General features: G+C 57.6%; 20 protein-coding genes. 3 read left to right on the top strand and 17 right to left on the bottom strand.

Going from position 1 to position 18,067, the window contains the following annotated elements; translation table 11 throughout:
• Positions 1-268 precede the first annotated feature (268 nt).
• On the top strand, positions 269-1,000 hold the full coding sequence (locus NMD08_RS23735; protein ID WP_210905466.1) for a response regulator: 732 nt from the start codon (positions 269-271) through the stop codon (positions 998-1,000).
• Between the two features lie 5 nt (positions 1,001-1,005).
• On the opposite strand, the gene NMD08_RS23730 is transcribed toward NMD08_RS23735, so the two are convergent.
• From NMD08_RS23730 to NMD08_RS23705, 6 genes are all read right to left on the bottom strand, one after another.
• On the bottom strand, positions 1,006-2,013 hold the full coding sequence (locus tag NMD08_RS23730; protein ID WP_370620226.1) for a carbohydrate kinase family protein: 1,008 nt from the start codon (positions 2,011-2,013) through the stop codon (positions 1,006-1,008).
• Entirely contained in the window at positions 2,010-2,870 is an 861-nt protein-coding gene (locus NMD08_RS23725; RefSeq protein WP_151218044.1) for a ketose 1,6-bisphosphate aldolase, read from the bottom strand. Before NMD08_RS23725 ends, NMD08_RS23730 begins: the two co-directional genes overlap by 4 nt.
• 14 nt (positions 2,871-2,884) lie before the next feature.
• The gene (locus tag NMD08_RS23720; RefSeq protein WP_187260071.1) at positions 2,885-3,568 is read right to left on the bottom strand and encodes a D-lyxose/D-mannose family sugar isomerase; all 684 of its coding nucleotides are present in this window, start codon (positions 3,566-3,568) and stop codon (positions 2,885-2,887) included.
• Positions 3,569-3,688: 120 nt separating this feature from the next.
• Complete coding sequence (locus NMD08_RS23715) at positions 3,689-4,630, bottom strand: ABC transporter substrate-binding protein (RefSeq protein WP_048213896.1); 942 nt, start codon at positions 4,628-4,630, stop codon at positions 3,689-3,691.
• Between the two features lie 29 nt (positions 4,631-4,659).
• Entirely contained in the window at positions 4,660-5,655 is a 996-nt protein-coding gene (locus NMD08_RS23710) for a ribose ABC transporter permease (RefSeq protein WP_187253967.1), read from the bottom strand.
• Entirely contained in the window at positions 5,648-7,171 is a 1,524-nt protein-coding gene (locus NMD08_RS23705; RefSeq protein WP_151218040.1) for a sugar ABC transporter ATP-binding protein, read from the bottom strand. Before NMD08_RS23705 ends, NMD08_RS23710 begins: the two co-directional genes overlap by 8 nt.
• 114 nt (positions 7,172-7,285) lie before the next feature.
• On the opposite strand from NMD08_RS23705, the gene NMD08_RS23700 reads away from it, so the two are divergent.
• Entirely contained in the window at positions 7,286-9,550 is a 2,265-nt protein-coding gene (locus NMD08_RS23700) for a hybrid sensor histidine kinase/response regulator (protein WP_151218039.1), read from the top strand.
• Between the two features lie 69 nt (positions 9,551-9,619).
• The gene (gene yjdP / locus NMD08_RS23695; RefSeq protein WP_151218038.1) at positions 9,620-9,949 is read left to right on the top strand and encodes a DDRRRQL repeat protein YjdP; all 330 of its coding nucleotides are present in this window, start codon (positions 9,620-9,622) and stop codon (positions 9,947-9,949) included.
• A 124-nt stretch (positions 9,950-10,073) separates the two neighbouring features.
• On the opposite strand, the gene phnP is transcribed toward yjdP, so the two are convergent.
• From phnP to phnF, 11 genes are read right to left on the bottom strand one after another with little or no spacing between them, the layout of a single operon-like run.
• Positions 10,074-10,832, bottom strand: coding sequence for a phosphonate metabolism protein PhnP (gene phnP / locus NMD08_RS23690; protein ID WP_151218037.1), 759 nt, complete (start codon positions 10,830-10,832; stop codon positions 10,074-10,076).
• An 8-nt stretch (positions 10,833-10,840) separates the two neighbouring features.
• Positions 10,841-11,275: an aminoalkylphosphonate N-acetyltransferase gene (phnO, locus tag NMD08_RS23685; protein ID WP_151218036.1), complete on the bottom strand. Its 435-nt coding sequence runs from the start codon at positions 11,273-11,275 to the stop codon at positions 10,841-10,843.
• Positions 11,262-11,816 carry a ribose 1,5-bisphosphokinase gene (phnN, locus tag NMD08_RS23680; protein WP_151218035.1) on the bottom strand — a complete coding sequence of 185 codons (555 nt, stop codon included), beginning with the start codon at positions 11,814-11,816 and terminating at the stop codon, positions 11,262-11,264. The genes phnO and phnN overlap by 14 nt, the downstream gene beginning before the upstream one ends.
• Positions 11,817-11,818: 2 nt before the next feature.
• Positions 11,819-12,955 (bottom strand): alpha-D-ribose 1-methylphosphonate 5-triphosphate diphosphatase, encoded by a 1,137-nt coding sequence (gene phnM, locus NMD08_RS23675; RefSeq protein WP_151224623.1) that lies wholly within the window; start codon positions 12,953-12,955, stop codon positions 11,819-11,821.
• On the bottom strand, positions 12,952-13,632 hold the full coding sequence (gene phnL, locus NMD08_RS23670; protein ID WP_151218033.1) for a phosphonate C-P lyase system protein PhnL: 681 nt from the start codon (positions 13,630-13,632) through the stop codon (positions 12,952-12,954). The genes phnM and phnL overlap by 4 nt, the downstream gene beginning before the upstream one ends.
• 9 nt (positions 13,633-13,641) lie before the next feature.
• A complete protein-coding gene (phnK, locus tag NMD08_RS23665) occupies positions 13,642-14,400 on the bottom strand; it encodes a phosphonate C-P lyase system protein PhnK (RefSeq protein WP_003844769.1) in 759 nt (252 codons plus the stop codon).
• Entirely contained in the window at positions 14,397-15,188 is a 792-nt protein-coding gene (gene phnJ / locus NMD08_RS23660; protein WP_247605068.1) for an alpha-D-ribose 1-methylphosphonate 5-phosphate C-P-lyase PhnJ, read from the bottom strand. Before phnJ ends, phnK begins: the two co-directional genes overlap by 4 nt.
• A gap of 46 nt (positions 15,189-15,234) precedes the next feature.
• Positions 15,235-16,302, bottom strand: coding sequence for a carbon-phosphorus lyase complex subunit PhnI (locus NMD08_RS23655; RefSeq protein WP_187253963.1), 1,068 nt, complete (start codon positions 16,300-16,302; stop codon positions 15,235-15,237).
• Complete coding sequence (phnH, locus tag NMD08_RS23650) at positions 16,302-16,886, bottom strand: phosphonate C-P lyase system protein PhnH (RefSeq protein WP_151224624.1); 585 nt, start codon at positions 16,884-16,886, stop codon at positions 16,302-16,304. Before phnH ends, NMD08_RS23655 begins: the two co-directional genes overlap by 1 nt.
• On the bottom strand, positions 16,883-17,335 hold the full coding sequence (gene phnG / locus NMD08_RS23645; protein ID WP_151218029.1) for a phosphonate C-P lyase system protein PhnG: 453 nt from the start codon (positions 17,333-17,335) through the stop codon (positions 16,883-16,885). Before phnG ends, phnH begins: the two co-directional genes overlap by 4 nt.
• Positions 17,336-18,061: a phosphonate metabolism transcriptional regulator PhnF gene (gene phnF / locus NMD08_RS23640; RefSeq protein WP_151218028.1), complete on the bottom strand. Its 726-nt coding sequence runs from the start codon at positions 18,059-18,061 to the stop codon at positions 17,336-17,338. It abuts the gene before it with no gap.
• Between the last annotated feature and the right edge of the window lie 6 nt (positions 18,062-18,067).

Below are 18,067 nucleotides of genomic sequence, written 5' to 3'. Positions count from 1 at the left end.
CAAATCGCGCATACGCGCTGTCGCCCTTAGTATGCATCTTCTATGCCACTTTTTTATTGTGGGCATTCCCTGATATTACGGGTGATTTTTGGTCAAAACCCTGACGAAAAACAGGCTGTCGTCATATTTGACGTGTCGAATCTCCAATACGTGACGCCCCGGCAGTGTGACCGAGGTTATGTTTCCTACACATCCTTGTGCCTTATCGCTGTCACTCTGGGCAGAATCAATCACACTCATTTAAGTTGGCCAGAAATGGGGAAAGATAATGAAGCCAGCCATACTGGTTGTGGATGATGACGTTGCGGTCTGTTCGCTTTTGCAGGATGTGCTGAGCGAACACGTCTTTGCGGTGACTGCTTGTCATACCGGGCAGGAGGCGCTGCGCTGCATTGAGACTCAGCCGGAGATCGCGCTGGTATTGCTGGATATGATGTTGCCCGACATCAACGGCCTGATGGTGCTGCAGCAGGTGCAAAAAATGAGACCCGGGCTGCCGGTGGTGATGCTGACCGGGCTTGGTAGTGAATCGGATGTGGTGGTCGGGCTGGAAATGGGCGCTGACGATTACATTGGTAAACCGTTCAATGCCCGGGTGCTGGTGGCGCGGGTGAAGGCGGTGCTCAGACGCGTGGGCGTGCTAACGGCTGAAAGCGGCACTCCACAAACCTCGGGTCTTTCTTTTAACGGCTGGCATCTTGATACCGCGGGCTGCCAGCTTCGTAATCCTCAGCAATTGAAGGTGGACCTGACGCAGGGTGAATACAGTCTGCTGTTGGCGCTGGCGCAAAATGCCCGTCGGGTGCTTAGTCGTGAGCAATTGCTGGAACTGACGCGTAGCGACAGTGTTGAAGTGTTTGACCGTACTATTGACGTGTTAATCATGCGGCTGCGGCGAAAAATAGAGAACAACCCGCATCAGCCGATGCTGATCAAAACCCTGCGCGGGCTGGGCTATGTATTCGCCGCCGACGTGCAGCATCACGACAAGGCGGCGTAAACGCCTTATCCGGCATCAGTCATTGCGGCCTTTAACTCTGTCAGCGTTTTTGCGCCGTCTATCGCATTGGCACACAACAAACTGGCTCGCGCGCAGGCGTGCGCTAGCCGGATGCTCTCTTCCAGTGACCAACGTTCATGACAGCCATACAAAAATCCGGCGCAAAACGCATCTCCCGCCCCCACGCTGCCGACAATCTCCTCCTGCGCCAGATACTGTGACGGGATCCAGACGCCTGCCCGATCCGGCGCTTCACCCCAGGCACCTTCCGGACAGTGGATCACCACCCGCTGGTGTACGCCCGCATTCAGCAGTTCGCGCGCGGCGGTAGCGATATGTGGGATATGCAGCTCGCCGTTGGGCTGGCGGATCTCCAGCCCGCTGAACTCTCCGGCTTCCAGCTCGTTAATCACCAGATAATCGAGATGGCGCAGGGCGGGCATCACCAGCGGCTGGTAGCGCGGGTCGCCCTTGCGTGAGACCAAATCCAGCGATGTTTCGAAACCGTTATCGCGCATTTGCGCCAGCAGCCGAGCGCTACGTGTGCCGTACTCTTCATCTGGCATGTCCAGGCTGTCGAGCAGCAGCAGATAGCCAAGATGGAAGATTTTCATCGAGGTATCCAGTTGCTCAAAAGCGGGCAGATCCAGCAGGCGATTCGCGCCGGGAGAATGAAAAAAGGTGCGCTGACCGCTCGGATCGGTCATCACCTGCGACATTGACGTGGGCGCGAATGTCGTGCGCTGCACGTGTTGGTGATTAACGTGATACTGCTCCAGCATCGCCATAATGTAGTCGCCGTCGCTGTCCTGCCCGATTAACCCCACCGCCTGCAGCGGCAGTCCGGCGTGCATTTTTGCCAGCGTCAGTAGTACGTTCAGCGGCGCACCACCGGTGGCGCGTTCGCTACGGGTGATCTCCGCCAGCCAGCCGCGTTCCGTCCACTGCACAATTTGATGCACATGATCGACCAGCATGTTGCCTGCGGCGATAACGCCTTTGCGTTCCATCAGACCCGTCCTGCGCTGCCAAAAATGCGCATCTGTTCTGAAACGGTATCGGTAATGGCTTCCTCAATGCCGAGCAGCAGTTCGGCGAATTCGTCGTACAAGGGCTGACGATTCGCCATCCGCGTCTCCACTGCCGACAGCGCCGCTTGTGACATGCCGGTATAGAAGTTGATTTTGTGAATGCCGAGTTCAATCGCGCGCTTGAAATCGTCGTCGCTGATGCCGGAACCGCCGTGCAGCACCAACGGGATCGCCGCCTGCTGGCGGATAGTGTCCAGACGCGGGAAGTCGAGTTTGGGTTCGCCTTTGTATTTGCCGTGCGCATTACCAATGGCGACAGCCAGCGCGTCAATTCCGGTTCTGTCGACGAAATCACGCGCCAGCATCGGATCGGTAAACAGTGATTCGTCGGCATGACCGTACAGCGCACCGCCTTCATCACCACCGACTGCGCCCAACTCAGCTTCCACCGACACGCCGACGGCGTGGCACATCTTCACCACTTCGCGGGTCTGACGGATATTTTCTTCGTACTCCAGCGTGGAGCCATCGAACATCACTGAGCTGAAACCTAAGCGTAACGCTCGCACCACCGACTCAAAGTGCAGGCCGTGGTCAAGATTCAGCACTACAGGAATGTCATGTCTGGCGGCTTCGAACTTGACCGCTTCGACCAGAGAATCCAGCGAGATATATTTAAAATGCACCTCGGCAATGTTGATAATAAATGGCGAACGTTCCTGCTTTGCCGCGGCAAACAACGCGCGCAGGAAATGTGAATCCAGAACGTTAAACGCCCCTAAGGCATAGCGGTGTTCGCGAGCATGGGCAAGGCCATCAGCGAGTGAGATCAACGGCATAATGTGCTCCTTGGTTAGCGGAACAGGCGATATTCGTTACACAGCACCAGCAGCGCCGGTTCGTCTTCTTCAATGTCGTTGTAGCGGGAAATCGGTTGCAGAAAATGGTTGTCGTGGTCGTCGTCATTAACAGAAGAGACCTCGCCAACCAGCACGTCACCAAAACCTTCTTCCGCCCAGAAGCTGTGATACAGGCCTGGCGGCAGGCAGATGCTTTCACCCGGCGTCAGGCGCAGTTGACTGCCTGCGGCATGCGTTTGTCGACAACCGTCAATCACCACGCTAACGTCGCTGTCTTCCGTTTGCTCGCGGATCCCTGCATTCCACAGTTCTACAATGAGATTACCGCCGCCGCGATTGATAATGTCTTCACGTTTGCGCCAGTGAAAATGCATCGGCGTGACCTGCGCATCGCGAACGTGCATGATTTTCTCGGCGTAGCATTTCTCGTAAGGCATACCTTTCGGCGAGCCGTTACGCAGGGTGAACAGCGTTAACCCTTGTGCGGCGAAATTGTTGCCGCCGAATGCGGTGACATCCCAACCGAGCTTGAGGTCGAAAACTTCGCTCCAGGCACTGGCGTCGAGCTGGCGCCATTGGGTGGGCGGGAAACTGGCGAAAGGAGGCAGGTGCACGTCGTGCAGAGAAAAAAACTGGCGCGTGTGCCCAAGGATCTCGTTTATTGCGGAGCGTTTCATCGGCTGAATCCTCCTTAATATAATGCCGGATGGTGCCGCGCTTATCCGGCCTACAAATTCATAGCGATCTTGTAGACCGGATAAGGCATCTTTGCCGCCAACCGGCGTTGTTGTGGCGGGCTATTTCACCGTCCAACCCTTATAACTGCCGACGTTGTTTTTATCGATCATCGTCACTGGGATCAGCACGGGTTCTTTCGGGGCGGGTTTCCCCTGTAATATGTCATAACCGATTTCGACCGCTTTGGCAGCCATCACCTGCGGATCTTGTGCTGGCGTCGCCACAAATAGTGAGTTTTCGCGCTTCAGGGCTTCTTCGCCGTCCGGGCTGCCGTCTACGCCGACAATAAAGAATTCGCTACGTTGCGCCTGCTTTGCCGCCAGATCGGCACCGATCGCCGTGGGATCGTTAATGGCGAATACGCCGTCGATCTTCGGATTCGCCGCCAGCAACGCGGTCATGATCTCCAGCCCGCCTTCGCGACTGCCTTTGGCGTTTTGGTTATATGACAGCACCTTGATGTCAGGGTGGCGTTTAAACTCGGTCTGGCAGCCTTCCACACGGTTCTGGACGGCAGATACCGGTGGCCCGTTGATAATGACCACGTTGCCTTTGCCTTTCAGACGGTCGGTAATATATTTACAGGCCATTTCTCCCGCCTGGGTGTTATCGGAGGTGATGGTGGCGTCTGCGCCTTCCGCCGCCACGTCAACGGCGACCACCACAATCCCGGCGTCTTTCGCGCGTTTTACCGCCGGGCCGATGCCTTTGGAGTCGGCGGCGTTCAGGATAATCATGTCGACTTTGGCGGCAATAAAGTTGTCGATTTGCGACACCTGCTGGCCCAGATCGTAGCCGCTGGAAACCAGCGTCACTTTAACGTTATCACCGGCCAGTTTGCGTGCTTCCAGCTCCGCGCCTTTGGTTATCTGCACGAAGAACGGGTTGGCCAGATCGCCCACCGTAACACCGATGGATTTCAGTTCTTTTGCCTGTACAAACGGAGCGCTAGCAAGCAGTGCGCCAGCACAGAGCGCGGTGACTAAGGGCTTCAATCTCATGCTGTATTCCTCGAAGTAAGATGTTGTTGTTATGCACTTTGATGGTGTCGGGTACGGTATTTGTCGATCAGCACCGCTATGATGATCACCGCCCCTTTGATCACCAATTGCCAGAAATAGGAGACGCCCATCAGCGTCATGCCGTTATTCAGCGTGGCGATAATCAGCGCCCCCACCAGCGTGCCAGTGATGGTGCCGATCCCGCCAACAAAGCTGGTGCCGCCGAGGATCACCGCGGCGATGGCGTCCAGTTCGTAGCCCATGCCTAAGTTGCCGTTGGCGCTGTACAGCCGCGAGGCGCTCATCACCCCGCCAAGACCCGAGAGCAAACCGCTCATGCCGTAGACGAACATCAGCACCAGCCACACTTTAATCCCGGTTAGGCGCGCGGCCTGCATATTGCCGCCAACCGCATAGATATGAACGCCGAGTGTGGTGCGCCTAAGAATGAACCAGCACACCACCACCACCGCCAGCGCAATCACTACCAGCCATGGAACCGGACCAAGATAGTTATTGCCGATCCACTCAAAGCTGATGTTGGAGTTAATCACCGTCGTGCCGTCGGCCAGCAGGTAGGCCGCACCGCGCAGCGCGGTATAGGTTCCAAGCGTGACGATAAACGGCGGCAGGCCAGCAAAAGCGACCAGCGCCCCGTTAAACAACCCCAGCAGCATGCCGAGCAGCAGCGCAGCAGGGACTGACAGCATGGCAAATTCCGGGATCAGCGAAACTACCATCGCCGCGACTGCGGTAGTGCCGAGAATGGAGCCAACCGAAAGATCAATGCCACCGGTTAAAATAATGAAGGTCATGCCAGCGGCCAGCACGATGTTGATCGACGCCTGGCGGGTAATATTCAGCAGGTTGCTTTCGGTAAAAAAGTTTGGCGCGATAAAGCCAAATACCGCCACAATCAGGATAAGAATCGGCAAGATACCGACCGTTTGCATCAGATCGCTCATCAGCATTTTTTTCGCGGAGGCGGATTTCGCCACCTGCTGGGGAGTGGTTGGATTATTCATGGGACACCGCCTGATGATGGGAGTCGTTCACGCCGGTTGCCAGCGTCATAATATTTTCCTGGGTAATACTTTGTCCGTTCAGCTCGCCGGCAATGCTGCCTTCACGCATCACATACACGCGATCGCTCATCCCGACCACTTCCGGCAGTTCGCTGGAGATCATCAGGATCGCCACGCCTTTGCGCGCCATATCATTCATGATCCGGTAGATCTCGCTTTTGGCACCGACGTCCACACCGCGCGTCGGTTCATCGAGGATCAAAATGCGTGGGCCGATCGCGACCCAGCGCGAAATCAACAGCTTTTGCTGGTTGCCGCCGGATAGCCCGCCCGCACGGACCTGCGCATGCGGGACGCGAATATTGAGCAATTTGATGGCGTCATCAGAAATTGCCTGCGCCTTTTTGCGATCGAGCATGCCCCAGGTGGCGTCGCGCTCCAGCGTCGCCATGGTGATGTTCTCTGCCGCTGCCAGCTCCAGAAAGAGTCCCTGTTCTTTGCGGTTTTCCGTCAGAAAACCGATGCCGTGGTCAATCGCCTCGCGCGGGGAGTGGATCACTACCGGTTCACCGTCCACTTCAATCATGCCGCCGATGGCTTTACGCACGCCAAAAATCAACTGTGCCAGTTCAGAACGCCCGGCGCCGACTAAACCCGCAAGGCCGACAATCTCCCCGGAGCGTACCAGTAAGCTGCACGGCTGGACTTTATTGCCGTCGGTCAGGTGGTGGACGTTGAGGCGCGCTTTACCTAAAGGAATATCGCGCTCTTTGTTGAACAGATCGCTTAACGGACGGCCTACCATCATGCGCACCAGTTCCGAGGCGTTGAGTTTGTCGCGGGTCAGGCTGCCGACGTATTGCCCGTCGCGCAGGACGCTGACGCGATCGGAGAGCTCGTACACTTCCGCCATGCGGTGGCTGATGTAGATAATCGCCATCCCCTCATCGCGCAGGCGCATAATCAGTTCAAACAGGCGGTGGGTTTCACGTGAGGAGAGGGCGGCGGTGGGTTCATCCATCACCAGAATGCGGCTGTTACGGTGCAGGGCGCGAGCGATTTCTACCTGCTGCTGTTCGGCGATGGTCAACGTCATCACGCGATCGCTGGCCTTAAACTGGGCGCCGAGTCGGTCGATGACTTTCTGCGACTGTATCACCATCTCTTTACGCTGGACCAGACCGCCGCGCGACAGTTCGCTACCAAGAAAGATATTTTCCGCCACCGTCAGGTTTGGCGCGAGCTGCATCTCCTGGTAAATCAGCGTGATGCCTGCGCTAAGCGCATCTTTTGGCCCACGAATGTGGAACGGCTGACCGTCAATCAGGATCTCCCCGCTGGTGGCGGTATAGGCGCCCGCGAGGATCTTCATCAGGGTGCTTTTCCCTGCGCCGTTCTCACCCATCAGGGCATGAATCTCACCGGGCCAAACCGTTAAATCGACCCCTTTTAGCGCATAAAATTTGCCAAACGCTTTGGCAATGTTGCGCATCTCCAGAACCGGTGTCCTGCTCATGGCGGATCTCCTGTGGGGTGGCCGATATCAGCAGTCCATCACAGGAATGTAAATGCAAAATGTCAGAAGCCGTTCATATTTGTCATATTGCGATTTTTCTTCACGGAGCGTGATATGCCGCAACCGGGACGTCACTTTTTCGCCAGTGCGCGTGGACGATTACTGTTCTTTAATCTGCTGGTGGTGGCGGTCACGCTGATGGTGAGCGGCGTGGCGGTGCTGGGGTTTCAGCATGCCAGCCAGATCCAGGAACAGGTGCAGCAGCAAACCGTTGACGACATGACCGGCAGCATGAACCTGGCCCGCGATACGGCAAACGTGGCGACGGCGGCAGTGCGACTGTCGCAAGTGGTCGGCGCGCTGGAATACAAAGGTGAAGCGGAGCGGCTGCAGGAGATGCAGCGGGCGCTGAAGCAGTCGCTGGAACAATTGGCCACCGCGCCGCTGGCTCAGCAAGAGCCGGTGCTGGTCGAGCGAATTATCCAACGCAGCCAGGAGTTACAAAGCAGCGTGGAAGGTATGTTGCAGCGCGGACAGCAGCGGCACTTTGAACGTAACGCGCTGCTCAGTTCGCTGTATCAGAATCAAAGTTATTTACGTCACCTGCAAAAGCTTATCGGCACGCAGGATGACGTACAGCTGGGACAAATAGACCGCTTAATTGTGGCTGCCATTGAAACCCCCACGCCGCGTTCGGTGATCAAACAACTGGACGAAGTGATGCCCACGCTGCCTCTGCAAACCAGCAATCTTCTGATTACCAACATCCTCAGCGATTTCAACCTGGAGCTGCATAAGCTGGGGCCGCTTTCGTCCGCGCTGGAGCAGAGCGATCTGGCGATCAGCTGGTATATGTTCCACATCAAAGCGCTGGTGGCGATTCTCAACAGCGATATCAACCAGTATGTCTCGCAGGTGGCGACTATCTCCGAACAGCGGGTGGCGCAAAGTCATCAGGAACTGCAATCCGGCGCGTTATTTATTTTGTCATTTGCGCTGCTGGCGGTGGTGATCACCGGTTTTGCCGGGTGGTATATCTACCGCAATCTCGGTTCTAACCTGACGGCTATTTCGCGGGCGATGACCCGGCTGGCGCATGGGGAATCAGACGTCAGCGTCCCGGCCCTGCAACGGCGCGATGAGCTGGGCGAACTGGCGCGCGCCTTTAGCGTCTTTGCCCGCAATACGGCGTCGCTCGAACACACTACCCGGCTGCTGAAAGAAAAAACCACGCAGATGGAAATCGACCGCACCGAGCGTCAGGGGCTGGAGGAAGCGCTATTGCACAGCCAGAAACTGAAGGCAGTGGGGCAACTGACGGGCGGATTAGCCCATGATTTTAATAACCTGTTGGCGGTCATTATTGGCAGCCTGGATTTGGTGGACCCGGATTCTCCCGACGCGCCACGGGTCAATCGGGCGCTGAAAGCCGCCGAGCGCGGGGCGCTGCTGACCCAGCGGCTGCTGGCCTTTTCGCGCAAACAGTCGTTGCATCCGCATGCCGTTGAGCTGAAAACCTTGCTGGAAAATCTCGGCGAACTGATGCGCCATTCGCTCCCCTCCATGCTGACGCTGGAAATTGAGGCCCAGTCTCCGGCCTGGCCCGCCTGGATTGACGTTAGCCAACTGGAAAATGCCATTATCAACCTGGTGATGAACGCCCGTGATGCCATGGACGGGCAGGTGGGTACGATAAAAATCCGTACCTGGAATCAACGGGTCACGCGCAGCGACGGACGTAAGCAGGATATGGTGATGCTGGAGGTTGCCGATCAGGGAAGCGGGATGTCACAGGAGGTGAAAGCTCAGGTCTTCGAGCCGTTTTTCACCACCAAACAGACCGGCAGCGGCAGCGGATTAGGCCTGTCGATGGTCTACGGTTTTGTGCGCCAGTCTGGTGGTCGGGTGGAAATTGAGAGCGCGCCGGGGCAGGGAACCACGGTCCGGTTACAGCTTCCCCGCGCCGTTGTGCCGGTACAGATTCAGGCAGAGCCGATAGCGGAACATGCGGCGAACTGCGGTGAAAAGCTGGTACTGGTGCTCGAAGATGAGGCCGACGTGCGCCAGACGCTGTGTGAGCAGTTGCATCTGCTGGGGTATCTAACGCTGGAAGCCGCCAACGGCGAGCAGGCGCTGCATATGCTGGCGGCTTCATCCGAGATTGATATTTTTATCAGCGACGTAATGCTGCCTGGAGGGTTAAGCGGTGTGGATGTAGTCAACTATGCGCTGAAGCACTACCCTCAGCTAACAATTCTGCTGATTAGCGGTCAGGATTTACGCCCGGCGCATAACCCGGCGCTGCCTGACGTGGCGCTACTACGTAAACCTTTTACCCGAGGAGAGCTGGCGCAGGCGCTGCGACTCGCACGTAATTGAGATTCCTCCGCTACCCGCGCGAATACGCTTTGATTACCGTGGGGTGAGTTTCTTGATGAGGCGGGTTTTATGCAACGCTCCCTGACATTCTTTCTTTTCAGTCTGCTAATGATTACCACCGTTTCGGCGCAGGCCGATATTATCGATGATGCCATCGGCAATATTCAGCAGGCGATAAACGACGCATACAAACCCGATAACGGGCGGGATTACGACGACGCCCGCGACAATGGTTGGGAACGCCAGATGAGTGACGATCGGCGCAGGCAGTATGATGACCGGCGACGTCAGTTTGAAGATCGACGTCGCCAACTGGATGACCGTCAGCGCCAGCTTGATCAAGAACGGCGTCAGTTAGAAGACGAAGAACGCAGAATGGAAGAAGATTACGATCGTTAACTGTAACTATCTAAATGTAAGAATATTTTATCCCCTGTAAGGGATTTAGCTGTCAGCTCAACATCTCGCCATTTTATGTTAATACATGCACTTGAGTACAGTGCATGTATGCATTGCAATCTCTCTACTCCAGCATAATTTCCATTCCGTCATAACCGGCCTCAAACCCTGTGGGGAGCGGGTTATCCATCATCCACAGGTCGAACTGATGGCTGATATGCGTCAGGATCACCCGTGGACAGCGGATAACGTCGTTCAACGCGATAACGGTATTTAAATCACAGTGATTGCGCGGTGGCTCGCTACGCGGAGCGTGACTGCAATCGATGATAATCACCTGTGGCTGATTGTTATGAAGAAACCTCAGCGTTTTGTCGGGCAGTCCGGCGGTATCAGTGAGCCATGCCACGCGGCTGTGTGCGGTCTCCAGCAGATAGCCAAACGTCAGCTTTGAATGATTGAGCGGCAGCGGCGTCACCTGTAATCCTTGCAGGTCGAACACCTCAAACGGCGCAACGGTATGGCCAAAATCGAGGAGGCCGGAATGCTTAAACAGATCGTCGCAACCCTGCTCATCCGGCGGGCCGTATACCGGGATGGTCGCCCCTACGCCCCAGCGCAGCGGAAACAGCCCCTGCACGTGGTCCATATGATAATGGGTGAGCAGAAACTGCTGGAAGCTGCCCGCTGACCAGTCGTCCATCAGATGCGGGATCCCTGCATCCAGCAGCGTCACCGCATTGTTGAATTTGACCACCCCGCTACAAGGGCGTCGACGATATTGCGCCTGTAAGCGTGCTCGTTGGCAGGCCGCGCAGTCACAGCCAAATGCCGGCACCAGCTGCGCGCCGCCCGTTCCCGTCAGCGTAATGGTCAGACTCATGGCTCCCCCTACAACGGTTTTGTGAAGCGAAAATGGCTCATGGTATAGCCTTCGCGCTGATAAAAACGGTGCGCGTCAAGGCGTTGGGTGCTGGTGGAAAGTTCGGTTATTTCTGCGCCCGCTTCGCGCGCGGTGGCTTCGGCCCAGGCCAGTAACTGGCTGCCAACGCTTAGCCCTCGCGCCTGCGGCATCACCACCAGCTCCTGGATCTCGCCAATCCAGTTGGCGTGGTGCAGATGAAACTGCAGGTGCAGGCCGATCAACCCCACGACCTGTCCGTCAAGCAGCGCCAGCTGGTAGTGCATATTGGGATCCTGCAGATTAGCGGCGTAACCAGCGCTAAAAGCCTGCAGGTCGAATTGACCCTGCTTCAACTCACAGACAAGCGCGTAAACTGCATCGGTATCGTAGAGCGTGGCGCGGCGTAATTCACAGACAGACATGTTTCTTCTCCTTGCGTCCCATCAGTGTGAGTAGTGTAGCGACAGACTGTAGCAAACTACCATCGTTGTTCAGGACGTGGCAGTCATACGGCGCATAGCGCGCCGCGCGTTCAAGGCGGGCGGCGATTTCCGTTTCGCTCTCCCGCCCACGTGCCTGCAGGCGCTGGCGGAGAATTGCCGGAGAAACCTGTAAGCAAATGGGGAGTAAAGAAGCGCCATAGCGACTTTGCGCCTGGGGCAGATGCGCACGTGAGCCGTTGACCACCACATCAAACCCGGCGTGCAGCCAGAGGTCTATCTCCACGCCTACGCCGTAGTAGAAGCCGTTGGCATGCCAGCTCAGCGCCAGCAGGTTCTGCCCGGCGCGGGTAAAAAACTCTGGTTCGCTCAGCGCAATATGATTTTCATTTCCTGCGTTGGCGGCGCGGGTGATGTAGCGATGCGCCACCAGCAGTTGTGCAGGTTCCTGTAGGCGGAGTTCCGCCAGCAGACTGTCCTTACCGGAGCCGGACGGCCCCATCAGCCAGATCAGTTTAGCCATAGTCAGAATACCCTTTTGCCCTGACGCCAGACGTGGTCGATATGGATGTTGCCGTCTTTGCGATGCGCCAGCACCAGATCCGCGCGTTTCCCTTCGGCAATAACGCCGCGATCGTCGAGATTTAATGCCCGCGCCGGATTGTGGGTCACCAGACGAATGGCCTGTTGCAGCGTAAAACGGTTGGCCTCATCGTCCGCCACGCGAAACGCCGCATCGAGAAGGCTGGCGGGATAGTAGTCGGAGGAGAGAATATCCAGCAAGCCCAGCTCAGCCAGTTTATGCGCCGCCACGTTGCCGGAGTGAGAACCACCGCGCACGATGTTTGGCGCGCCCATCAGCACGTTCATGCCATGATGGCGCGAGGCCTCTGCAGCAGCAAATGTGGTAGGAAATTCGGCGATCACGCTGCCAAGTTGATGCGATTCCAGCACATGATCGCAGGTTGCGTCGTCATGGCTCGCCAGCGCAATCTGGCGTTCGCGACACATCTGCGCAATGGCCGTACGGTTGGGCTGCGACCAGCGTGCGGCGAGGGCCAACTGTTCTTCTTCATAGCGGGCCATCTGCTCGTCGGTGAGCGAATATTTCCCCTGATAATACTCACGGTATTTTTCGCGGCTAGCGAACTGGCGCTGGCCCGGCGAGTGATCCATCAATGAAACCAGCGTCACCGGCTCACGACCAACCAGTTTTTCAAACAGCGGCAGGGTAGTGTGATGCGGCAGTTCGCAGCGCAGATGCAGACGGTGCTCAGCGCGATTAACCCCGCGCTTTTGCGTCTCTTCAACTGCATTAATCATTTTCTCCAGATTTTCGAGGCGGTCACCGCCGTCGCGCACATCGCCAATCGCCACCGCGTCCAGCACGGTGGTAATGCCGCTGGCGACCATCAGTGCGTCGTGGCTGCTCATCGCCGAGTGGGCTGGCCAGTCTACCTTCGGGCGCGGGGTGAAAAACTTGTCGAGATTGTCGGTATGCAGCTCGATAAGTCCTGGCAGCAGCCAGCCGCCTTCGCCGTCCAGCGCCTCTGGTAAACGGCTCTGACTCTCAGTAAAGGCGCGGATAATTCCGTCCTCAATTTCCAGCGATCCTTGCACCACGTCATCTTCCAGCACCAGCTTTACATTATTGATAATCATGCTGTTGTTCCCATCAGGTGCAGGCGATCTGCTACGCGATCGCGCACGGTTTGATCGTGAAATATGCCGACAATTGCCGCGCCGCGCGCTTTCGCTTCTTCAATCAATGCGACAACGGCGGCGCTGTTTTTGGCGTCCAGCGAGGCTGTAGGCTCATCGAGCAGCAGAATCGGGTAATCGACGATAAACCCGCGGGCGATGTTGACGCGCTGCTGTTCGCCACCGGAAAAGGTCGACGGTGCGAGATGCCACAGTCGTTCTGGTACGTTCAGGCGGGTAAGAAGATTGGCCGCTTTGGCGGTGCACGCCTCACGAGGTACACCCAGATCCAGCAGCGGTTGCATCACCACATCCAGCGCGGAAATCCTTGGGATCACGCGCAGAAACTGGCTTACCCAGCCGATGGTTGAACGGCGAACTTCCAGCACTTTGCGCGCCGGGGCCTGAACCAGATCGACCCATTCATCGCTGTGACGAATGTGGATGTGTCCTTCATCCGGCAGGTAGTTGGCGTACAGCGAGCGCAGCAGCGTAGATTTACCGCTGCCGGAATGACCGTGCAGCACTACGCATTCGCCATTTTTTACTTCCAGCGTGGCGTTTTGTAGCACCGGCAGACGTACGCCGTTTTGCTGATGCAGGACAAAAGTTTTACTGACGTTTTCAACGCGAATCATTTGAGCCTCTTAGTTCTGCAGTACGGACGACACCAGCAACTGGGTGTATGGATGGTGCGGGTCGTCGAGCACGCGGTCGGTTAACCCACTTTCCACCACCTGACCCTGTTTCATCACCAGCAAACGGTCTGCCAGCAGACGCGCCACGCCCAGATCGTGGGTGACAATCACCACCGCCAGATCCAGTTCCACCACCAGGCCGCGCAGCAGGTCCAGCAGCTTGGCTTGTACGGAAACGTCCAGCCCTCCGGTGGGCTCGTCCATAAATACCAGTTTGGGATGGGTGACGAGGTTGCGGGCGATCTGCAGGCGTTGCTGCATGCCACCGGAAAAGGTGGTTGGCAGGTCGTCGATACGCGAGGCGGGGATCTCCACCTCCTCCAGCCAGCGCTGTGCGGTGGCGCGGATGTCGCCATAGTGACGCGCGCCGGTGGCCATCAGGCGCTCGCCGATGTTGCCACCGGCGGAGACCTGACGGCGCAGACCATCCAGCGGATGCTGGTGCACCACGCCCCATTCGGTGCGCAGCAGACGGCGACGATCGGCCTCGTTCATGCCGTACAGCGAGCGGTTCTGATACAAAATCTCACCGCTCTGTGGCGTCAGCCGTGAAGAGATCGATTTCAGCAGTGTGGTTTTGCCCGAGCCGGACTCGCCGACGATACCCAGCACTTCGCCAGGCCACAGGTCAAAAGAGACATCGCTGAAGCCTTTGCCCGGCGCGTAGAGATGAGTCAGGTTGTTGACTGAAAGCAGCGGTTGCGTCATTTGCTGAGGGCCTCGCTCTGTTGGCGGCAGTAGTCAGTGTCGGAGCAGACAAACATGCGTTTGCCGGTGTCATCGAGCACCACTTCATCGAGATAGCTGTGGGTTGAGCCACAAATGGCACAGGGCTCATCCCAGCGCTGTACGGTAAACGGGTGATCGTCGAAATCGAGGCTTTCCACGCGGGTGTAAGGTGGTACGGCATAGATGCGCTTTTCGCGGCCTGCGCCAAACAGTTGCAGGGCCGGCATCATGTCCATCTTCGGGTTGTCGAATTTCGGGATGGGCGACGGGTCCATGACGTAGCGGTCATTGACCTTCACCGGATAGGCGTAAGTGGTGGCGATATGACCGAAGCGGGCAATATCTTCATACAGTTTCACCTGCATGATGCCGTACTCTTCCAACGCGTGCATGGTGCGGGTTTCCGTTTCGCGCGGTTCGATAAAGCGCAGCGGTTCGGGGATCGGTACCTGGAAGATAATGATTTGATCTTCCACCAGCGGCGTTTCCGGGATGCGATGGCGGGTCTGGATCAGCGTCGCGTCTTCCGTACGCTCGGTGGTATTGACCCCGGTTACGCGTTTGAAGAAGTTGCGAATCGACACGGCGTTGGTGGTGTCATCCGCGCCCTGGTCAATCACCTTCAGCACGTCTGGTTCGCCAATCACGCTGGCTGTGAGCTGAATACCGCCCGTTCCCCAGCCGTAAGGCATCGGCATTTCGCGACCGCCGAACGGTACCTGGTAACCGGGGATCGCCACCGCTTTCAGAATTGCACGGCGGATCATGCGCTTGGTCTGCTCATCAAGATACGCAAAGTTATAGCCGGAGAGGTTAGTGGTCACGGGTAGACTCCTGTTGCAGGCGTTTGAGCAGTTCCAGCTCGGCCTGGAAATCGACGTAATGGGGAAGTTTGAGGTGCGATACAAAACCCGCCGCCTCGACGTTATCCGCATGCGCCAGCACGAACTCTTCGTCCTGCGCCGGTCCCGTGACCGTCTCATCGTAATCGGCTGCCTGTAGAGCGCGGTCCACCAACGCCATCGCCATCGCTTTGCGCTCGCTCATGCCGAACACCAGTCCGTAGCCGCGGGTAAAATGGGGGGAATCGTTTTCCGGCGCGACAAAACCGTTGACCATTTCGCATTCAGTCATCAGCAATTCGCCGACGTTCACCGCAAATCCCAGCTCTTCCGGGACGGTTTCCAGTGCCACATAGCCGCTGCGGATTTCGGCGGCAAACGGATGATTGCGCCCGTAGCCGCGCTGGGTGGAGTAGGCCAGCGCCAACAGATATCCCTCGTCGCCGCGCATCAACTGCTGCAGGCGTGAAGCGCGTGAACAGGGGTAAACCGGCGGCGTGCGGGTGATGTCATCGGGTTGAGCGCCGTCGTCCTCTTCGCGCTTTGCCAGCCCCTGATTAGCCAGCAGGGAAAAAACGTGCGGGGAGGCATCTTGTTTGCTATCAGCGGTGCGCAGTGGCGGCGTTTCGCCATTGGCCAGCAGGGTAAAATCCAGCAGACGATGGGTGTAGTCGTAGGTTGGACCCAACAGTTGCCCGCCGGGAATATCCTTGTAGATGGCGGAAATACGTCGTTCGAGGTGCATCTCGGCGCTGTTTACCGGCTCGCTCACCGCCACTTTTGCCAGCGTAGTGCGGTAGGCGCGTAGCAAAAAGATAGCTTCTACGCTATCGCCGCTGGCCTGTTTGAGCGCCAGTGCCGCCAGTTCACGATCGGCGATGCCGCCTTCGGTCATTACCCGGTCGACGGCCAGGTTCATCTGCTGTTCGATTTGCGCCACGCTCAGTTCAGCAATGGTCTCATCGCCCCGGCGTCGGTTTTCTTGCAGGGCGTGGGCGTTGGCTATCGCCTTCTCGCCCCCTTTGACGGCGACGTACATCAGCACACCTCCACATGGGTGGTTCGCGGAATAGCCAGCAGGCGCTCGCCGCAAGTGAGGATCAGATCGACTCCCAGCGGGAACGGGTGCGGACGCTCGGTGAGTTCGTGAATCAGGCATTCCGGCAGTTGCGGCGCGATCATGCGCTCTTCAGCGATACCGGCCCCGGTCAGACGCAGCATGCGTCCGCCGCTTAAGCCAGAGATTTGCACAATCAGCGTGGCGCTGGTTTCTGGCGCGACGGCGGAACCGGCAGAGAGGGCGTTTAGCTGTTCGCTGCTAATGTGTCCGTCGGCGACGGCAAAGGCTGCCAGTTGCGGCTGATCCACCAGCGGCGCGTTGGTGTGAAAACGCAGGTTCTGTCGGGCGATATCGTTATCCATCGACGGTGCCAACCAGACCGGCGTGTCGCCGTCAACCAGGGTCAGCAGCACGCTGGTGGTTGCCAGGCCCAGCGGCTGCCAGCCGTGTTTCAGTTGATGCAGGGCGACGATGACGCCCGGTTCGCTCATGGCTTTCAGCAGGCGACGAAAGCTCTGCTGAGCATCCTGAACGGGTAAATTAAATGCGGTCTGTAAGGTCATGCGTTATCTCCGCGTACCAGCGTGAAGAAGTCGACCCGGCTGGCGTTGACTTCGGCACGGCGTGCGCTAATCAGCGCCTCGCGTTCCGCTTCCAGCGGGGCAATTAAGGTTTCCATTAGGTTCTGGAAATGCGTTTGCTCCTGCAGCAGTGCGTCAATGACTGCGCACTGCTCGGCATGGCGTTTGTTGCGTCCCAGCAGGTAGCCGTAACCCAGCGTGCCGCTTTTCAGGCGTATTACTGCACGGGTAATCGTGGTGTCACCGGCAAAGAAGCGGTTGCCGGTGCCGCCCATGCGGGCCTGGATCTGCATCAATCCGCATTCAGGTGCGCGGATGAGTTCATAGTCCGGCGTCAGTTTGAGCGCGTTGATGCGGGCGTTCAGGGCATCGGCATTGCTGTAAGCCAGCGCGCGCATCCAACGCTGGCGGGTGGCGGTATCGAAATGCATTCAGTGCTCCATAGTGAATTCGATCATGTCGGCGCGGGTCAGGCTGACGGAATATTCCGCCGCGTGTTCTTCGCCTTCACGGTGGTTCAGGGTGCGCACGCACAGCAGCGGCGCCATATTGGGGATTTCCAGTACCTTGCTCTCTTTGGCCTGTGCGCGGCGGGCGCTGATGCGCGTCTGCGTCCGTAGCAGCGTCAGACCGGACCGTGCGTGCAGGTAGTCGTGCAGTGAGCCGCTGTTGAAGTCCTGCAGCAGCGGCCACAGCGTGAGGTCGGAAAAATAGTGGTCGATCTGGCACAGCGCGATGCCGTTTACCCGGCGCAGAGTGCGCAAATGAATCACGTTATCGCCCTCGTTAATGCTGAGCGCGTCGGCAATGTGGCCGGAGGCCGGGCGCAGTACCGCCAGCAGTTTTTCGCTGGTGGGATGACTGCCCTGGTCCAGCAGGTTCTGGCTAAAGCGCGCCTGAGCATTGAGCGGGTAATCGAATGGGCGCATCAGCACCAGTACGCCGACGCCCTGGCGACGTTGAACCCAACCGCGATCAACCAGCTGGTCAATGGCGCGGCGCAGGGTGTGGCGGTTAACATCAAAACGCGCGGCAAGCTGATGCTCGGCGGGCAGATAGTCGCCGCAGCGGTAATGTTGACGTAGCTCCTGCTCAAGTCTCGCGGCAATTTCCTGATAACGCGTTGGATAACTGGTCGGATGTGTAGACAAGTGCATAGCAAT

Origin of the sequence: Citrobacter meridianamericanus (assembly GCF_041320245.1) — a bacterium.
Lineage (GTDB): Bacteria > Pseudomonadota > Gammaproteobacteria > Enterobacterales > Enterobacteriaceae > Citrobacter > Citrobacter meridianamericanus.
Note: the sequence above shows the minus strand (reverse complement) of the source record. Positions and strands in the feature narration are given on the sequence as shown.